General features: G+C 67.5%; 12 protein-coding genes and 1 tRNA gene. 6 read left to right on the top strand and 7 right to left on the bottom strand.

Annotated features, from left to right (window positions below; genetic code table 11):
* Window positions 1-617: 617 nt before the first annotated feature.
* The 5 genes from nirB to LWW96_RS13210 all read left to right on the top strand — a co-directional run bounded on the left by nirB (window position 618) and on the right by LWW96_RS13210 (window position 7,956).
* Window positions 618-3,164 carry a nitrite reductase large subunit NirB gene (gene nirB / locus LWW96_RS13230; protein WP_291487706.1) on the top strand — a complete coding sequence of 849 codons (2,547 nt, stop codon included), beginning with the start codon at window positions 618-620 and terminating at the stop codon, window positions 3,162-3,164.
* 14 nt (window positions 3,165-3,178) lie between these two features.
* Window positions 3,179-3,571 carry a nitrite reductase small subunit NirD gene (gene nirD / locus LWW96_RS13225; protein WP_291487705.1) on the top strand — a complete coding sequence of 131 codons (393 nt, stop codon included), beginning with the start codon at window positions 3,179-3,181 and terminating at the stop codon, window positions 3,569-3,571.
* A gap of 63 nt (window positions 3,572-3,634) precedes the next feature.
* Window positions 3,635-4,951, top strand: coding sequence for a nitrate- and nitrite sensing domain-containing protein (locus tag LWW96_RS13220; protein WP_291487703.1), 1,317 nt, complete (start codon window positions 3,635-3,637; stop codon window positions 4,949-4,951).
* A 430-nt stretch (window positions 4,952-5,381) separates the two neighbouring features.
* On the top strand, window positions 5,382-6,194 hold the full coding sequence (locus LWW96_RS13215; protein WP_291487701.1) for a formate/nitrite transporter family protein: 813 nt from the start codon (window positions 5,382-5,384) through the stop codon (window positions 6,192-6,194).
* A 13-nt stretch (window positions 6,195-6,207) separates the two neighbouring features.
* On the top strand, window positions 6,208-7,956 hold the full coding sequence (locus LWW96_RS13210) for a bifunctional protein-serine/threonine kinase/phosphatase (RefSeq protein WP_291487699.1): 1,749 nt from the start codon (window positions 6,208-6,210) through the stop codon (window positions 7,954-7,956).
* Between the two features lie 93 nt (window positions 7,957-8,049).
* On the opposite strand, the gene LWW96_RS13205 is transcribed toward LWW96_RS13210, so the two are convergent.
* From LWW96_RS13205 to LWW96_RS13175, 7 genes are all read right to left on the bottom strand, one after another.
* A tRNA-Thr gene (locus LWW96_RS13205) sits at window positions 8,050-8,125 on the bottom strand.
* Window positions 8,126-8,137: 12 nt separating this feature from the next.
* On the bottom strand, window positions 8,138-9,145 hold the full coding sequence (locus LWW96_RS13200) for a class 1 fructose-bisphosphatase (RefSeq protein ID WP_291487697.1): 1,008 nt from the start codon (window positions 9,143-9,145) through the stop codon (window positions 8,138-8,140).
* Between the two features lie 37 nt (window positions 9,146-9,182).
* The gene (pepN, locus tag LWW96_RS13195; protein ID WP_291487696.1) at window positions 9,183-11,951 is read right to left on the bottom strand and encodes an aminopeptidase N; all 2,769 of its coding nucleotides are present in this window, start codon (window positions 11,949-11,951) and stop codon (window positions 9,183-9,185) included.
* Window positions 11,935-12,615: an HAD family phosphatase gene (locus tag LWW96_RS13190; RefSeq protein ID WP_291487694.1), complete on the bottom strand. Its 681-nt coding sequence runs from the start codon at window positions 12,613-12,615 to the stop codon at window positions 11,935-11,937. Before LWW96_RS13190 ends, pepN begins: the two co-directional genes overlap by 17 nt.
* A 3-nt stretch (window positions 12,616-12,618) precedes the next feature.
* Window positions 12,619-13,723 (bottom strand): peptide chain release factor 2 gene (gene prfB, locus LWW96_RS13185; protein ID WP_291487692.1). Its coding sequence is split into 2 segments (ribosomal slippage): window positions 12,619-13,641 and window positions 13,643-13,723, totalling 1,104 coding nucleotides; the frame shifts between segments, so codons are not numbered across the junction.
* Between the two features lie 204 nt (window positions 13,724-13,927).
* Complete coding sequence (locus LWW96_RS13180) at window positions 13,928-14,836, bottom strand: alpha/beta hydrolase (protein ID WP_291487689.1); 909 nt, start codon at window positions 14,834-14,836, stop codon at window positions 13,928-13,930.
* A 161-nt stretch (window positions 14,837-14,997) separates the two neighbouring features.
* Window positions 14,998-15,765, bottom strand: coding sequence for a DNA-formamidopyrimidine glycosylase family protein (locus LWW96_RS13175; RefSeq protein ID WP_291487687.1), 768 nt, complete (start codon window positions 15,763-15,765; stop codon window positions 14,998-15,000).
* Window positions 15,766-15,845: 80 nt separating this feature from the next.
* On the opposite strand from LWW96_RS13175, the gene LWW96_RS13170 reads away from it, so the two are divergent.
* Window positions 15,846-16,032 (top strand): aldo/keto reductase (locus LWW96_RS13170; protein ID WP_291487685.1); only part of this gene is annotated, 187 nt, incomplete at its 3' end.

Genomic DNA, 16,032 nt, shown 5'->3' with positions numbered 1-16,032 from the left:
ATCGGCTGCAACGCGCGATAAACCGGTCTCGCGCGGTACTCCCTCCTGCGCCCAGGGGGCCACCCTGGGCTTGTCGGTAGCACCACGCGATCCTCGGTTTTCGCGCGTTTCGCTTCGATGCCTTCTGCCGCGCAGACTCCTGGCGGAGCCGAAAGTCTGCCGCAGCCGCGCAGGGTTGCAAGCAAAAACCCTGTTGCTAGATGCCGGTGGTGTTGGGACGTCTGGGCCCCGGACGGGCACGCGCCGGGCGAGGGGGCGAAGACCGGTGCCCCGTTTTGGTGAGGCCCCGCACTGCGTTGATGCGCCGGCGGCCCCGGAGCCTGCGCGCAGGCCCCTGCCTCCTTGGGTGTTTCCGTGTGTCGAGGGTGGCAGGGGCCGCGGCACGGATATTGCGATGCCTGTGCAGGCTTGCCGGTGAAGTTGCCGGCGGCCGAACGATACCTCCGCTAAAGATGGCGGAACCCCGGCAGGGTGCGCGAGCGCTGCGGCCGGGTTGTTCCAATCGACTCCAGGCCATCGCGGTGGAGGTGGTGCATGCAGGGCCTTGCCAAGGCGGTCCTGCGGCGCGCCCTGCCATTGCGCTCCAAGGCGGCCGGGTCCCTTGCAGGATCACAAGCATGAAAATCGTTCTGATCGGCCACGGCATGGTGGGCCACAAGTTCCTCGAAAGCCTGGCCGAAACCGGCATCACGGGCGCGGAGGTCACCGTGCTGTGCGAAGAGCCGCGTGCGGCCTATGACCGCGTGCACCTGTCTGAATTCTTCAGCGGCAAGACGGCGGAAGCGCTGTCGCTGGTCGAGCCCGGATTTTTCGAGCGCACCGGCTTCACGCTGCGCCTGGGCGCCCGGGCTGTGGCGGTGGACCGGCGCATCCGCACGGTCACCACGGCCGATGGCGAGGTGCTCCACTACGACAAGCTGGTGCTGGCCACGGGCTCCAGCCCCTTTGTGCCGCAGGTGCCGGGGCGTGACCGCCCGCACTGCTTTGTCTACCGCACCATCGAAGACCTCGAAGCCATGCAGGCCTGTGGCGTCCGGTCCAAGACCGGCGTGGTGGTGGGCGGCGGCCTGCTGGGGCTGGAGTGCGCCAAGGCGCTGCGCGACATGGGGCTGGAAACCCATGTGGTGGAGTTTGCCCCCCGCTTGATGGCGGTGCAGGTGGACGAAGGCGGTGGGCGCGTGCTGCGCTCCCGGATCGAGGCATTGGGCGTGCAGGTCCACACCAGCCGCAACACGCAGGAGATCACCGATGGCGCCCGCGCACGCCACCGCATGGTGTTTGCCGACGGCACGTACCTGGAGACTGACATGATCGTCTTCTCCGCCGGCATCCGCCCGCGCGACGAGCTGGCCCGCCAGTGCGTGCTGGCCATCGGCCCGCGCGGCGGCGTGGCGATCGACAGTGCCTGCCGCACCAGCGACCCCAACGTCTATGCCATCGGCGAGTGCGCGTCGTGGAACGAGCAGACCTTCGGCCTCGTGGCGCCGGGCTACGACATGGCCCGCGTTGCTGCGCGCCACATTGCCGGCGACGCCGGGGCTGCGTTTGTCGGCGCCGACCTGAGCACCAAGCTCAAGCTCATGGGCGTGGACGTGGCCAGCATTGGCGACGCCCATGGCAAGACACCGCACAGCCGCACCTGCCAATATGTGGACGAGCGCCGCCAGGTCTACAAGAAGATCGTCCTCAGCGAAGACGGCAAGCACCTGCTGGGCGCCGTGCTCATCGGCGACGCCACCGAGTACGGCACGCTGCTGCAAATGGCGCTCAACGGCATCACCCTGCCGGAGGACCCGGAGTTCCTGATTTTCCCGTCCAGCGACGGCAAGGCCCGGCCGGGTCTGGGGGTGGACGCGCTGCCGGACACTGCGCAGATCTGCTCCTGCAACAACGTGAGCAAGGCGGGCATCTGCGCTGCGGTGGGCGAGGGCGCCTGCACCATCGCAGGCATCAAGGCCTGCACCAAGGCGGGCGCGACGTGCGGAGGCTGTGTGCCGCTGGTCACCCAGGTGATGAAGGCCGAGATGGCGCGCCGCGGCATGGCCGTGAACAACCACGTCTGCGAACACTTCGCCTATTCGCGCCAGGAGATCTACCACCTGGTGCGTGTGGGCAACATCCGCAGCTTTGAGGAGCTGCTGGCGCGGCACGGCAAGGGCCTGGGCTGCGATATCTGCAAGCCCGTGGCAGCCAGCGTGTTCGCCTCGTGCTGGAACGAATTCGTGCTCAAGAAGGAGCTGGCCAGCCTGCAGGACAGCAACGACTATTACCTGGGCAACATCCAGAAGGACGGCACCTACTCGGTGGTGCCGCGCATGCCGGGCGGCGAAGTGACGCCCGACGGACTGATCGCCGTGGGCCAGGTGGCCAAGAAGTACGGGCTGTACACCAAGGTCACGGGCGGCGCGCGCGTGGACCTGTTCGGTGCGCGGGTGGAGCAGCTGCCCCTGATCTGGGAAGAGCTGATTGCCGCCGGCTTCGAGTCGGGCCACGCCTATGGCAAGGCGCTGCGCACCGTCAAAAGCTGCGTGGGCTCCACCTGGTGCCGCTACGGCGTGGGCGACAGCGTGGGCCTGGCGGTAGCGCTGGAGAACCGCTACAAAGGCCTGCGTGCCCCCCACAAGATCAAGTTTGGCGTGTCCGGCTGCACGCGTGAGTGTGCTGAGGCCCAGGGCAAGGACATCGGCGTGATTGCCACGGAGAAAGGCTGGAACCTCTACATCTGCGGCAACGGCGGCATGAAGCCGCGCCACGCCGAATTGTTCGCGTCCGACCTGACCCGGGAAGAACTGGTGCGCACGATCGACCGCGTGCTGATGTTCTACGTGCGCACCGCGGACCGGCTGCAGCGCACCAGCACCTGGCGCGAGAACCTGGAGGGCGGGCTGGACTACCTGACGGACGTGCTCCTCAAGGACAGCCTGGGCCTGTGCGCGGAGCTGGAGGCGCAGATGCAGCAGGTGGTGGACACCTACCAGTGCGAGTGGAAGACCGCCGTGACCGACGCGGAAACGCGCAAGCGCTTCCGTTCCTTCGTGAACAGCGACCAGGCGGATGAGACCGTGGTGTTTGTGCAGGAGCGCGGCCAGATCCGGCCGGCCCGGGCCGACGAGCGCGGCACCCCAAAGGCCCCGACCGTTGTTCCCATTCGCCAGGCTGCCTGAAAGGATTTTCTGCCATGAGTGCACTTCCCATATCCGTTTCCTCCGCTTCCTCCCCGGCGGCCGCTGCAGCCACTGCGGCAGCCGACCCCTGGATCGACATCTGCGCCGTGGACGACGTGGTGCCCAACACCGGCGTCTGCGCGCTAGTGGCTGGCGAGCATGTTGCCGTGTTTCGCGTGGGCGCCGGCGAGTTCTTTGCCATTGGCAATGTGGACCCCAAGTCCGGCGCCAGCGTGCTGTCGCGCGGGCTGCTGGGCAGCCTGGGGGACCGGCTGGTGGTGGCGTCGCCGCTCTACAAGAACCATTTCGACCTGCGCACCGGCGCCTGTCTGGAGATGCCTGAGCTGTCGGTGCGCACCTACCCGGTGCGCACGGCTGCCGGACGCGTGTGCGTGGCCGCCGGATGACCCTCTGACAGAATCGCACCCACCGTCCGCCGCACTTCCCGTGTCTTCTTGCTCCCACCCTGCATGCCAGATTCCGCCCACCCATTGACCGTGTCCAGCCTGGTCCTGCGCTCCAAACAACTGGAGATTGACGCAGTGCGCCACCTAGCCCAACGGGCCGAGCTGGTGGATGTGATCGGGCAGCTCATCCAGGGCGTGCAGCGGGAGCGGGGGGCGTCGGGCGCCTACCTGGCTTCGCGGGCCCAGCGCTTTGCCGACATGCGCTTGCGCGCCGTGGAGGAAGTGCGCCCGCTGGAGGCGCGCTTGCGCGACGTCTTTGCGCAGCACGCAGAGCCGGCCCAGGGGGCCACGGCCAAGACCTTGTCGCTGATGGCGTGGGCTCTGCTGGGGGTGGAGTCGCTGCCCGCGCTGCGGTCCCAGATCGAGCGCCAGGCCATGACGGCGCACGACACGGTGGCCGCCTACAGCCACCTGATTGCCGGGCTGGTGGAGCTGGTCTTTCACGTGGCCGACGCGGCGGGGCTGCCCAGCGTGTCGCGGCTGCTGGTGGCCCTGCTGCACCTGGTGCAGGCGCAGGAAGAGGCGGGCCAGGAGCGGGCGCTGGGAGCCATCCTGTACGCGTCCGGGCGCAGCAATGAGGCCCACCAGCAGCGTGTTCTCCATCTGATGGATGCGCAGGAGCGCAGCCTCAAGGTGTTTGCCGAGTTTGCGGAGCCCGCGTTGCGCGACCAGTGGGAGCGGCTGCAGCTGGTGCCGGGGGTTGCACAACTGGAGCGTCTGCGGCGCACCCTCTGCACCGCCCGGCCCGGCGCCGCGCTGGACAGCGACCTGAGCGACACCTGGTTCGATGTGTGCACTGAACGCATCAATGCGCTGTGGCATTTGCAGGTCGGGCTGGTGCAGCGCCTGCGTGAGGACTGCGAGGCCTGCATCCGGGAGGCGCAGCAGGATCTGCAGGACTCGCGCGGCCTGCTGCGCGGGCTGCGCGACAACCCGCCTCAGCGGGCCCATGCCGTAGACCGCTTCTTTGACATGGCGCGTACGCCCGCCGACCTGGCCACCTTGGCTGGCGGCCCGCACGAAGGGGAATCGTCCTCGCTGGTCGAGCTGCTGCAAGGGCAGGCGGCCCGCATGGCCAGCATGGAGGCCGAGCTGGAGGCCGCGCGACGGGCGCTCAACGAGCGCAAGGTCATCGAGCGCGCCAAAGGCGTGCTGATGGCGCGGCTGGGCCTGAACGAAGAAGCGGCGTTCCGGGTGCTGCAGAAAACGTCCATGGACCAGAACCGCCGCCTTCTGGAGGTGGCGGAAGCCACGCTCTCGCTGCCGGATCTGGCCTTTGCCGCGCGAAGCCCGCAGGGCAGCACGCCGTCGGCGTCCTGACACAGCCCGGGCGAGGGGGCGCCGCCATCCGGCGCCACGGTGATTGCGCCACGCCCCGCGCGCCCAGGCCATCCCCCCGCCAGCCCAACTTGGTGCCCCGGGGCTGGGCCGTGGCGGCGTCTTCGGTGACAGGCCGGACCACTGCACCGCAACGGTGCCACGGCCTGCCCGCGATGCCCCAAAAGCGGCGGTACGGAATTTGCTGGAGTGCCTGCATCCCGGGCTAAAGGCGGCTCGGTACCTTCTGCCGGCTGCGCTGTTTGGGCGCACCCGGTCTCGGAAGCGCGCATCCACGGATAACGGCGTCCCTTGTGCAATCCCCGCTTTGGCGGGCTGCATGTGGACGCCGTTTTCGTTTTCGCCGCGCTTCTTCCTGCCCGCGGGGCAGGAAGGGTCCCTGCATTCCACCCGTACCCCGAGGAAAAATCCCATGGCCTATCTCGCTCCTGCGGAGTTCGTGACCAAGATGGTCGACTCCGGCGAATCCAAACTGCTCATGTCCACGCGCGACACGCTGATCCGCGCCTTCATGGCCGGAGCCATCCTGGCCCTGGCGGCGGCTTTTGCCGTGACAGTGACCGTCAACACCGGCAATCCACTGGTGGGCGCCATGCTGTTCCCGGTCGGCTTCATCATGCTGTACCTGCTGGGGTTCGACCTGCTGACGGGCGTGTTCACGCTGGCGCCGCTGGCCGTGTTCGACAGGCGCCCGGGCGCCACCTGGGGCGGCGTGGCACGCAACTGGGGGCTGGTGTTTGTCGGCAACTTTGCGGGGGCCCTGACGGTGGCCGTGTTCATGGCCATCATCTTCACCTTCGGCTTCAGCGAGGCCCCCAACGCCGTGGGCGAGAAGCTGGGGCACATTGGCGAGGGCCGCACGGTCGGCTATGCGGCCCATGGCGCCGCCGGCATGCTCACCCTGTTCATCCGCGGCGTGATGTGCAACTGGATGGTGTCCACGGGCGTGGTGGCGGCCATGATGTCGACGTCGGTGTCGGGCAAGGCCATCGGCATGTGGATGCCGGTGATGGTGTTCTTCTACATGGGCTTCGAGCACTCCATCGTGAACATGTTCCTGTTCCCCACGGGCCTGATGCTGGGCGGCAAGTTCACGCTGATGGACTACCTCATCTGGAACGAAATCCCCACGGTGCTGGGTAACCTGGTGGGTGGCCTCACGTTTGTGGGGGCCACGTTGTATTCCACGCACTACAAGACGGCGCCTAAGCGCACCGTTGCCTGACCCGCGCCCCGGGATGGCTTCCGTGCCCCAACGGCTGAGCGTCTCGCTGGGCCAGTGCTCGCGCGCTGGCCGCAAGGGCGTCAACCAGGACTTTCATGGCGCAGTGCTCCCGCGCGAGCCGCTCCTCGGCACCAAGGGCATCGTGGTGGCGCTGGCGGACGGCATTGGCTCCAGCCCGGTCAGCCAGGAGGCGAGTGCAGCGTCGGTGCGCAGCTTTCTGGACGACTACTACGCCACCTCGGACGCCTGGTCGGTGCGCCGCAGCGCGCAGCGCGTGCTGGGCGCCACCAATGCCTGGCTGCATGCGCAGACGCTGCGCAGCCACGCGCGCTTCGACAAGGACCGCGGGTATGTCTGCACCTTCAGCGCGCTGGTCCTGCGGGGCCGCGAGGTACACGTGCTGCATGTGGGCGACGCCCGCATCTACCGTGTGCATGCCCGTGCCCTGGAGCAGCTGACCAAGGACCACCGCGTCCATCTATCTTCCGAAGCGTCTTTCCTGGCCCGCGCCCTGGGTGCCAGCGCCAATGTCGAGATCGACTACGCCTGCCTGGAGGCAGAGCCGGGCGCCCTCTACCTGCTGGCGACCGATGGCGCGTACACGCACCTGGATGTGGACGCGGTGAACGGCGCATTGGCCCGCTTCCCCGGCGATCTGGACGCCGCCGCAGGCGCCCTGGTCGATGCCGCCGAAGCGCGGGGCGCGGAGGACGACATGACGGTGCAGCTGGTGCGCATCGACACCGTGCCGCCGGCCGGGGCCGACCCGTTCCCCCCGCTGCGCAAGGGGCTGGCGCTGCCGCCCCCGCTGGCGCCCCGCATGCAGTTCGAGGGCTACACCGTGGTCCGCGAGCTGCACGCCAGTGCGCGCAGCCACGTGCACCTGGCGGTCGACGACGCGACAGGACTGCCAGTGGCCCTGAAGACGCCCGCGGCCGCCATGGCGGGCGATGCCGACCACCTGGACAGGTTCCTGCTGGAGGAGTGGGTGGCCCGGCGCGTGAACAGCCCGCACGTGCTGCGCGCCCACGCCAGCGAGCGGCCGCGCCAGCACGTGTTCGGGGCGATGGAGTATGTGGAGGGTCAAACCCTCGCGCAGTGGATGGTGGACCATCCCCGGCCCAGCCTGGATGCAGTGCGCACCATCGTGGCGCAGGTGGCCAAGGGGCTGCAGGCGTTGCACCACAAGGAGATGTTCCACCAGGACCTGCGTCCCGACAACGTGATGGTGGACCGCGCGGGCACGGTGCGCATCATCGACTTCGGCTCCACCCTGGTGGCGGGGCTGGCCCCGGCAACGCCCGACAGCGTGCGCTCCGATCCCATCACCGGCACCTTGCAGTACACCGCGCCCGAGCGCTTCCTGGGCCAGCCGGTCACCCCGCAGGCGGATCTGTTCGCCCTGGCCGTGCTCACATACCAGATGCTGACGGGCCGGCTGCCCTATGGCTTGCAGGTCACGCAGTTGCGCGGCGCCGCGGACCTCCGGCGCCTGCGGTACGTGCCCGCGCGCCATGCGCGGCCCGACCTGCCCGACTGGCTGGACGCGGTGCTGCAAAAGGCGCTGCACCCCAACCCGTGGCGGCGGCAGGAAGCGGTCTCGGAGTTCATGCACGATCTGCATGCGCCGGGAGCGCATCTGCTGCGCAAGCGTACCGTCCCGCTGGCGGAACGCGACCCGGTGGTGTTCTGGCAGGCGACCACGGCGCTGCTGGGCCTGGTGGTGCTGGTGCTCCTGGGGCTTCGTGTCTACGGATACTGACCGGCTTTGCGGCTGTGGACCAAGGGGCGGCAGATCCCCGGCCCCGTGCAGAATGAAAAAAGCCCTGACTCTTGCGAATCAGGGCTTTTCATTTGGTGCCGGAGAGATGAATCGAACACCCGACCTTCTCATTACGAATGAGCTGCTCTACCGACTGAGCTACACCGGCGTAAGCCTCAGATTATAGCGCGGAATGGTAGGCTGTCACGCGCTCCACTTCATTTTTTGATCCCAGGATCACGCTGACGCGTTCGTGCAACTGTGTGGGCTGGATGTCCAGGATGCGCTGGCGGCCGTTGGTGGCGGCGCCGCCGGCCTGCTCGACCAGCCAGCCCATGGGGTTGGCTTCGTACATCAGGCGCAGCTTGCCGGGCTTGCTGGGTTCGCGCTTGTCCCAGGGGTACATGAAGATGCCGCCGCGCGTCAGGATGCGGTGCACGTCGGCCACCATGCTGGCGATCCAGCGCATGTTGAAGTCCTTGCCGCGCGGGCCGTCCTTGCCTTGCAGGCACTCGTCGATGTAGCGCTTCACGGGGGCGTCCCAGTGGCGCATGTTGCTCATGTTGATGGCGAATTCCTTGGTGTCCTCGGGAATGCGCACGTTTTCGTCGGTGAGCACGAACGAGCCTTGCTCGCGGTCGAGCGTGAACATTGCCACACCATCGCCCACGGTCAGCACCAGCGTGGTCTGCGGGCCGTAGATGCAGTAGCCGGCGGCCACTTGCTGGGTGCCCGGCTGCAGGAAGTCGGATTCCTCCACGCCCCGGTCGCCCTCGGGCTTCTTGAGCACGCTGAAGATGGTGCCGATGCTCACGTTGACGTCGATGTTGCTGGAGCCGTCCAGGGGATCGAACAGCAGCAGGTATTCGCCCTGCGGGTAGCGGTTGGGCACGAGGTAGATGCCGTCCATCTCCTCGGACGCCATGGCGGCCAGGTGGCCGCCCCACTCGTTGGCTTCGATGAGCACCTCGTTGGCAATGATGTCCAGCTTCTTCTGGATCTCGCCCTGCACGTTCTCGCTGTCGGCGGTGCCCAGCACGCCGCCCAGCGCGCCTTTGTTCACGGCGTGGCTGATGCTCTTGCAGGCACGCGCCACCACTTCGAGCAGCAGGCGCAGTTGGGAGGGGATGAGGCCATCGACCCGTTGTTGTTCAACAAGGTAGCGGGTCAGGCTGATGCGCTTGGTCATGAAACGGTCTCTTTCTCAAAGTCAGTCGGTCGGCCCGTCAGTCGGCCAGCGCGCGGGTCACCACCTCGCGCACGTCGTTGGACAGGTCGGGCTTGGCCGCCACGCGGGCAATCGCCTCCCGGGCGGCGTTGCGCCAGGGTTCGGCCAGCTTCTTCCAGCGGTCCAGCGCGCGGGCCAGCCGGGCCGCCACTTGCGGGTTGATGGCGTCGAGTTCGAGCACGCGGTCGCTCCAGAACACATAGCCCGCCGCATCGGAGCGGTGGAAGGCCCCGGGGTTGGCGCTGCAGTAGCTGAAGATCACGCTGCGCGCGCGGTTGGGGTTCTTGAGGCTGAAGTCCGGGTGCTGCATCAGCTGGCGCACGGCGGGCAGCACGTTGCCGCCGCGGTCGGGTGCGCCGGCCTGCAGCGCGAACCACTTGTCGATGACCAGGGGCTCGTCCTTGAACAGCGTGTGGAAGCGCGCCAGCGCGGGCGGCGCCAGTTCGCTGCCGCTGACCACCAGCGCCGTCAGTGCGTTGAACCGGTCCGTCATGTTGCCGGCCGTCTTGAAGCGCTGGTAGGCCTTGCCGGGCCAGACGGGGTCGCCGCTGTGCTGGGCGGCAATGCACAGCATCTGCAGGGCCAGGCCGCTCAGCGCGCGGCGGCCCGCGGAAACGGGGTCGGGCCGGTAGCCGCCCGTGTCCTGGTTTTGCTCCCACGCCCATTCCCAGTCGGGCTGCAGGCCCAGGGCCAGTTCGTGGCGCATGGCTTCGCGCACGGCGTGGATGCGCTGCGGGTCCACCACCTCCAGCTGCTCGGCGATGTAGGTTTCGGAAGGCAGCGTCAGCACCAGCTCCTTGAACGCTGCGTCCAGGGCCGGGTGGCGCAGCACCGAGCGCATGGCCTGCAGGAAGGCTTCGGGCAGAATTTTGGTGCCAGACTGGGCTCCAGCGCTTGCTGGGTCTGCGCCAGCAGCTATTGCATTGATAGCGGTGCGCAGGGCCAGGCGCTGCCCGGCTTCCCAGCGGTTGAAGGCGTCGGGGTCGTGGGCCAGCAGGGTGAGCAGCTGCGCATCGGTGTATTCGATGTCCAGCACCACCGGGGCGCTGAAGCCGCGCAGCAGCGACGGCACGGGCTCCGCGTCCAGGCCCGTGAAGGTGAGCGTCTGCGACGCCTGCGTGAGCACGACCACGCGCGAGGTGGGGGCCGCCGTTGCATCTGCGGCGCCTTCGCCCGCCAGGTGCAGGGGCAGGGCGGCACCCGTGGCCGCGTCCACCAGGCCCAGCTCCACGGGGATCACGAACGGCAGCTTCTCGCTCTGGCCCGGCGTGGGCGCGCAGCTTTGCGAGAGCGTGAGCGCATAGCAGCGGGTGGCCGCGTCGTACACGCCCGTGGCGCGCACGCGGGGCGTGCCGGCTTGGCTGTACCAGCGCTTGAACTGCGGCAGGTGCTGGGCCAGCGGGCTTGCCGGGTTGGCGTCGGCGATGGCCTGCACGAAGTCGTCGCAGGTCACGGCCTGGCCGTCGTGGCGTTCGAAGTACAGCTTCATGCCCTTGGCAAAGCCGTCGCGGCCCACCAAGTTGTGCTGCATGCGCACCACCTCCGCACCCTTTTCGTAGATGGTGACGGTGTAGAAGTTGTTGATCTCGACGTAGCTGTCAGGCCGCACGGGGTGGGCCATGGGGCCGGCATCTTCGGGGAACTGGGCGGTGCGCAGCACGCGCACGTCCTCGATGCGCTTGACGGCGCGCGCCGACGGGCTGCCCGCCAGGTCCATGCTGAACTCCTGGTCGCGGAAGACGGTGAGGCCTTCCTTCAGGCTCAGCTGGAACCAGTCGCGGCATGTGACGCGGTTGCCGGTCCAGTTGTGGAAGTACTCGTGGCCGACCACGCTCTCGATGTTGGCGAAATCGGTGTCGGTGGCCGTGGCTTCGCTGGCCAGAACGTACTTCGTGTTGAAGATGTTCAGGCCCTTGTTCTCCATGGCGCCCATGTTGAAGTCGCTGGTGGCGACGATCATGAAGCGTTCCAGGTCCAGCGGCAGGCCAAAGCGGGCCTCGTCCCACGCCACGCTGTACATCAGCGAATTCATGGCGTGCTCCGTCTTGCCCAGGTCGCCGGGGCGCACATAGACCTGCAGCAGATGGTGGGTGCCCGAGCGGCTCTTGATGAGCTGCTCGCGCGCCACCAGCTTGCCCGCCACCAGCGCAAACAGGTAGCAGGGTTTCTTGTGCGGGTCCACCCACTTGGCGAAGTGGCGGGCGCCATTGGGGCCGTCTTCCAGCGGTCCGCTGTCCACCAGGTTGCCGTTACTCAGCAGCACCGGGTACTGCGCCTTGTCGGCGCGCAGCGTGACGGTGTAGCTGGCCATCACGTCCGGGCGGTCCAGGAAGTAGGTGATGCGCCGGAAGCCCTCGGCCTCGCACTGCGTGAAGAAGGTGCCTTGGCTCACGTACAGGCCCATGAGCTGCGTGTTCTTGGCCGGGCAGCAGGTGGTGAAGATCTCGAGCGCAAATGGCTCGGTGCCCTCGGGCAGGTTCTCCAGCACCAGGCGCTGGCCTTCCATCTTGAACGAGGTGCCCTGGCCGTTGACCAGCACGCGCGCCAGGTTCAGTTCGTCGCCATCGAGCTTGAGTGGCTGCGCAGCCACCTCAGGATTGCGGCGCAGCACCATGCGGTTGAGCACGCGGGTCTTGGCCGGGTCCAGGTCGAAGGTCAGCTCGACACTGTCGATCCAGTAGGCCGGGGCGGTGTAGTCCTCGCGGCGGACGGCCACGGGCTGGGCTGTTCCGTCTCCGCTTCCATCCGCTTTATGCAGTTGCAACATGAATACTCTCCAGAAAGTCCGTGTTCATGAGTTCGGTGTAGTCGCGCACCGCCGCCAGCACGTGCGGGCCGCCCAATTGTTCGGGCGTGTGGGTGGTGCAGATGGCCACGGCGCGCATGCCGGCGCGGCGGGCGGCCTCGATGCCGAAAGGGGCGTCTTCAAAGACGATGCAGTGCGCCGGGTCGGCCGCAATGCGGCGCGCGGCTTCCAGAAAGATGGCGGGCTGGGGCTTGCCGGGCAGGCCCTCGTCGCCCCGCACGATGGCCAATGGGGCGGGCGTGAGGTCCAGGTGGCCCAGCGCGAATTCCACATTGCCGATGTCGCCCGCGGTGCCCACGGCCACCTTCAGCCCGCGCGAGTGCGCCTGCGCCGCGAACTGGCGGAAGCCCGCCACTTCGGCAAAGCGGGGGGCGAACAGCTCGCGGTAGATGGTTTCCTTCTCGTGGGTCAGCGCCTGCGCCTCGTCTTGCGACACGGCACGGCCCAGCAGTTCCACGATGCACTCGGTGCCGTTCTTGCCCGTGGTGCGCGCCATGAGGTCGGGCACGTCGATGTCCATGCCATGGCGGCGCGCAAATTCGACCCACGCCCGGGCGTGCCAGGGCATGGAGTCGATCATGGTGCCATCCATGTCAAAGATGATGGCGTCGGTGCGGGCCGTCATCGGTCACACGCCCTGCTTGAGCGAGGCTTCGATGAATACGTCCAGGTCGCCGTCCAGCACCTTTTGCGTGGCCGAGACTTCGACGTTGGTGCGCAGGTCCTTGATGCGGCTGTTGTCCAGCACATAGCTGCGGATCTGGTGGCCCCAGCCCACGTCGGTCTTGGTGTCTTCCAGCTTCTGCTGCTCTTCCTGGCGCTTGCGCAGCTCGTAGTCGTACAGGCGGCTGCGCAGGCGCTGCCAGGCCACGTCGCGGTTGCTGTGCTGGCTGCGGCCGTCCTGGCACTGCACCACGATGCCCGTGGGGATGTGCGTGAGGCGCACGGCCGAGTCGGTCTTGTTGATGTGCTGGCCGCCCGCGCCGGAGGCGCGGAAGGTGTCGGTGCGCACGTCGGCCGGGTTGATGTTGATCTCGATGGAGTCGTCGATTTCAGGGTAGACGAACAGCGAGGCAAACGAGGTGTGGCGCCCGCCCGAGCTGTCGAACGGGCTCTTGCGCACCAGGCGGTGCACGCCGGTTTCGGTGCGCAGCAGGCCGTAGGCGTATTCACCTTCGATCTTGATCGTGGCGCTCTTGATGCCGGCCACGTCGCCCGGGGTTTCATCCTCGACCGTGGCCTTGAAGCCCTTGCGCTCGGCGTACTTGAGGTACTGGCGCAGCAGCATGCCGGCCCAGTCGCAGGCCTCGGTGCCGCCCGCGCCGGCCTGGATGTCCACAAAGCAGTTCAGCGGATCGGCCTCGTTGCTGAACATGCGGCGGAACTCCAGTTCCTCGATGAGCGGGCGCAGCTTGGCGGTCTCGGCCTCGATGGTCATGAGGCCGGCCTCGTCGCCTTCCTCCTTGCTCATCTCGTACAGCTCGGCGTTGTCAGCCAGCTCGCGCGTCAGCTTGTCCAGCGTGACGACCACGCTGGAGAGCGACTTTTGTTCCTTGCCCAGCTCCTGGGCTTTCTTCGGATCGTTCCAGACCGCGGGGTCTTCCAGCGAGGCGTTTACCGTGCGCAGGCGTTCGAATTTGGCATCGAAGTCAAAGATACCTCCGTAGCTCTTGCGTGCGCTGAGCGAGGTCTTCGAGGGTGGTGCCGATGAGGTTGATGTGTTCTGCGTCCATGGTGTTCTGTCCTGCGTGTTCTATGAAGTAACCCGCGATTTTCTCATGGGACGCAAAACCGTCCCGCCAATGCCCCCAAGGGAGCGGTCTGGCACGGTTGCGCCGGCGGGAGGTGTCATGAATGCTATAAATAACATAGCTGCCAGCGCTTGCTGCATAAGCGCTGGAGCCGTTTTTGCTTCAAAACTGGTGGAGCCCTGTGGCTCAGCCCGCCAGAAACTCCTCGATCAACCTCGCCACCTGGGCGGGCTGGTCGTGGTGCAGCATGTGGCCCGCGTCCTCGACCACGGCAATGCGGGCGTCAGGCACGCGGGTCAGGCGCTCGTGGTATTCCTCCAGGCGGTATTTGCCCTTCCACCACTGGCCCAGGCTGTCGTCGCTGGCTTCCACGGCCAGCACGGGGGCCGTGATGCGCTCGTACAGCGCCAGGGCCTCGTCCAGCCGGTAGAGCTGCGCGCTGGTGATCTTGTGGGCCGGGTCGCCCAGGATCTCCCACTGGCCTTGGGCATTGGCTTGCGCCCAGTGGCCCGCCAGCCACTCGGCCTTGTCCTGTGTCAGGCGGCGGTTGGTCTTCATCAGGCGCTGGGCCACGCCGGCCTGGCTGTCGTAGGTCTTGAGCGCCATCTCGCCGCGGTGCAGTTGCTTGATCTCGTCGATCCACTGGGCGTAGCGCCCCGGGGCCTGCGCGGGGCGTGTGGCGGGCAGGCCGAAGCCTTCCAGGTTGACCAGGCGGCGGATGCGCTCGGGCCGCACGCCGGCGTACATCATGGCGATGTTGCCGCCCATGCTGTGGCCCACCAGGTCCACCGCCTCGCCGGGCGCACAGTAGTGGTCCAGCAGCAGGTCCAGGTCGGCCAAGTAATCGGCAAAGAAGTAGTGGTCGGCCTGGGTGCTGGACGTGAGGCCGAAGCCGCGCCAGTCGGGCGCAAGGATGCGCCGCTCCTGCTGCAGCGCGTCCACCGTGAACTGGTAGGACGCGCCCACGTCCATCCAGCCGTGCAGCAGCACCAGCGTGGGCAGCGGGCTGTGCTCCGGGCCCCAGTGGCGGACGTGGTAGTTCAGGCGGCGCAGGGGCAGCATGCTGCTGCGGGAGGGCTTGAGGGGCGTGTACATGGGCAGCGCAGGGAAGGCAGAGGGGGAACGGTGCCGCCATTCTGGGCGGCCGGCGGGTGTGGGATGGCGGCTGTGCGATGGTAAAGCGGCAGCCGCCCGTTGGCGGCGGCGCCGTGTCGCCAGGGTGTCGGCCAGCGGGGCGGTGCCACGGCAGCGGGGCTTCAGCCGCCGGGCGCTGCCGCACGGGGCGCATCCGAATACAGCCGCTGGCAATGGCTGCAGAAGTAGCTTTGGCGCCGGGTCTTGCCCAGGGTGGCTTTGGTCAGCGGCAGGTCGCAGCGCCGGCAGACGGACTGGCGGTGCGCCAGCCAGTGCTGTTTGAGCACGAAGTCCTTTTTCCACGCAAGGAAGTCGAAGCTGTACTGCCGCGCCTGGGCCACCAGCGCACGCAGCTGGGCCGCCGGCAGGGCGCCCACGGTGGACAGAGGGTGCACGCGGATGCGGTAGAGCACCTCGTTCTTGATGATGTTGCCCACGCCCGCGAACACGTCCTGGTCCAGCAGCGCATCGCAGGCCAGGGTGTCCGGGGCGGCGCGCAGGCGCTTCAGCGCCAGCGCGGGGTTCCACGCGTCGGACATCACGTCGGCCTGCCAGTCGTACACCGCGTCCAGCGGCTCGTCGATGAATTTCACCGAGCAGGTGTAGAAGTTGAGTTCGTCGCCGCTGTCGCATTGCAGGCTCAGCCGCGGCGGGCTGTGGTCCTTGCGCTCGTTGACGCGGTAGCTGCCAAACAGCAGGAAGTGAATGCGCAGCGCAAAGTGCGGCAGCTCGACCAAAAAGTGCTTGCCCCAGGTGCGCACGGCCACGATGCGCTGGCCTTCGAGCCGCTTTTTGTCGGCCGATGTGTTGCCTTCCGCCCGCACGATCGTCTGCCCGGCAAAGCCGGCGGCCTGCTCACGCAGGATGACGAGGGAGGGGCCTTCGGGCATGGGCTGCGGCCAGCAGAATGGAGGGAAATCCATTATTCTGCGCAGTCCCTTTTTCGCTTGTAGTCCTTTTCCTCCTCCCCATGCAAACCATTCCACTTGGCACCAGCGACCTGCGCGTCACACCCATCTGCCTGGGCACCATGACCTTCGGTGAGCAGGTCAGCGAAGCCGACGCGCATGCCATCCTCAGCCGCTCGCTGGAGCGCGGCGTGAACTTCATCGACACGGCCGAGATGTACGCGGTGCCCGCGCGGGCAGAGACCTATG

Source organism: Acidovorax sp., assembly GCF_021287135.1.
GTDB lineage: Bacteria > Pseudomonadota > Gammaproteobacteria > Burkholderiales > Burkholderiaceae_C > Acidovorax.
This window is presented reverse-complemented; position numbering and strand designations above follow the sequence as displayed.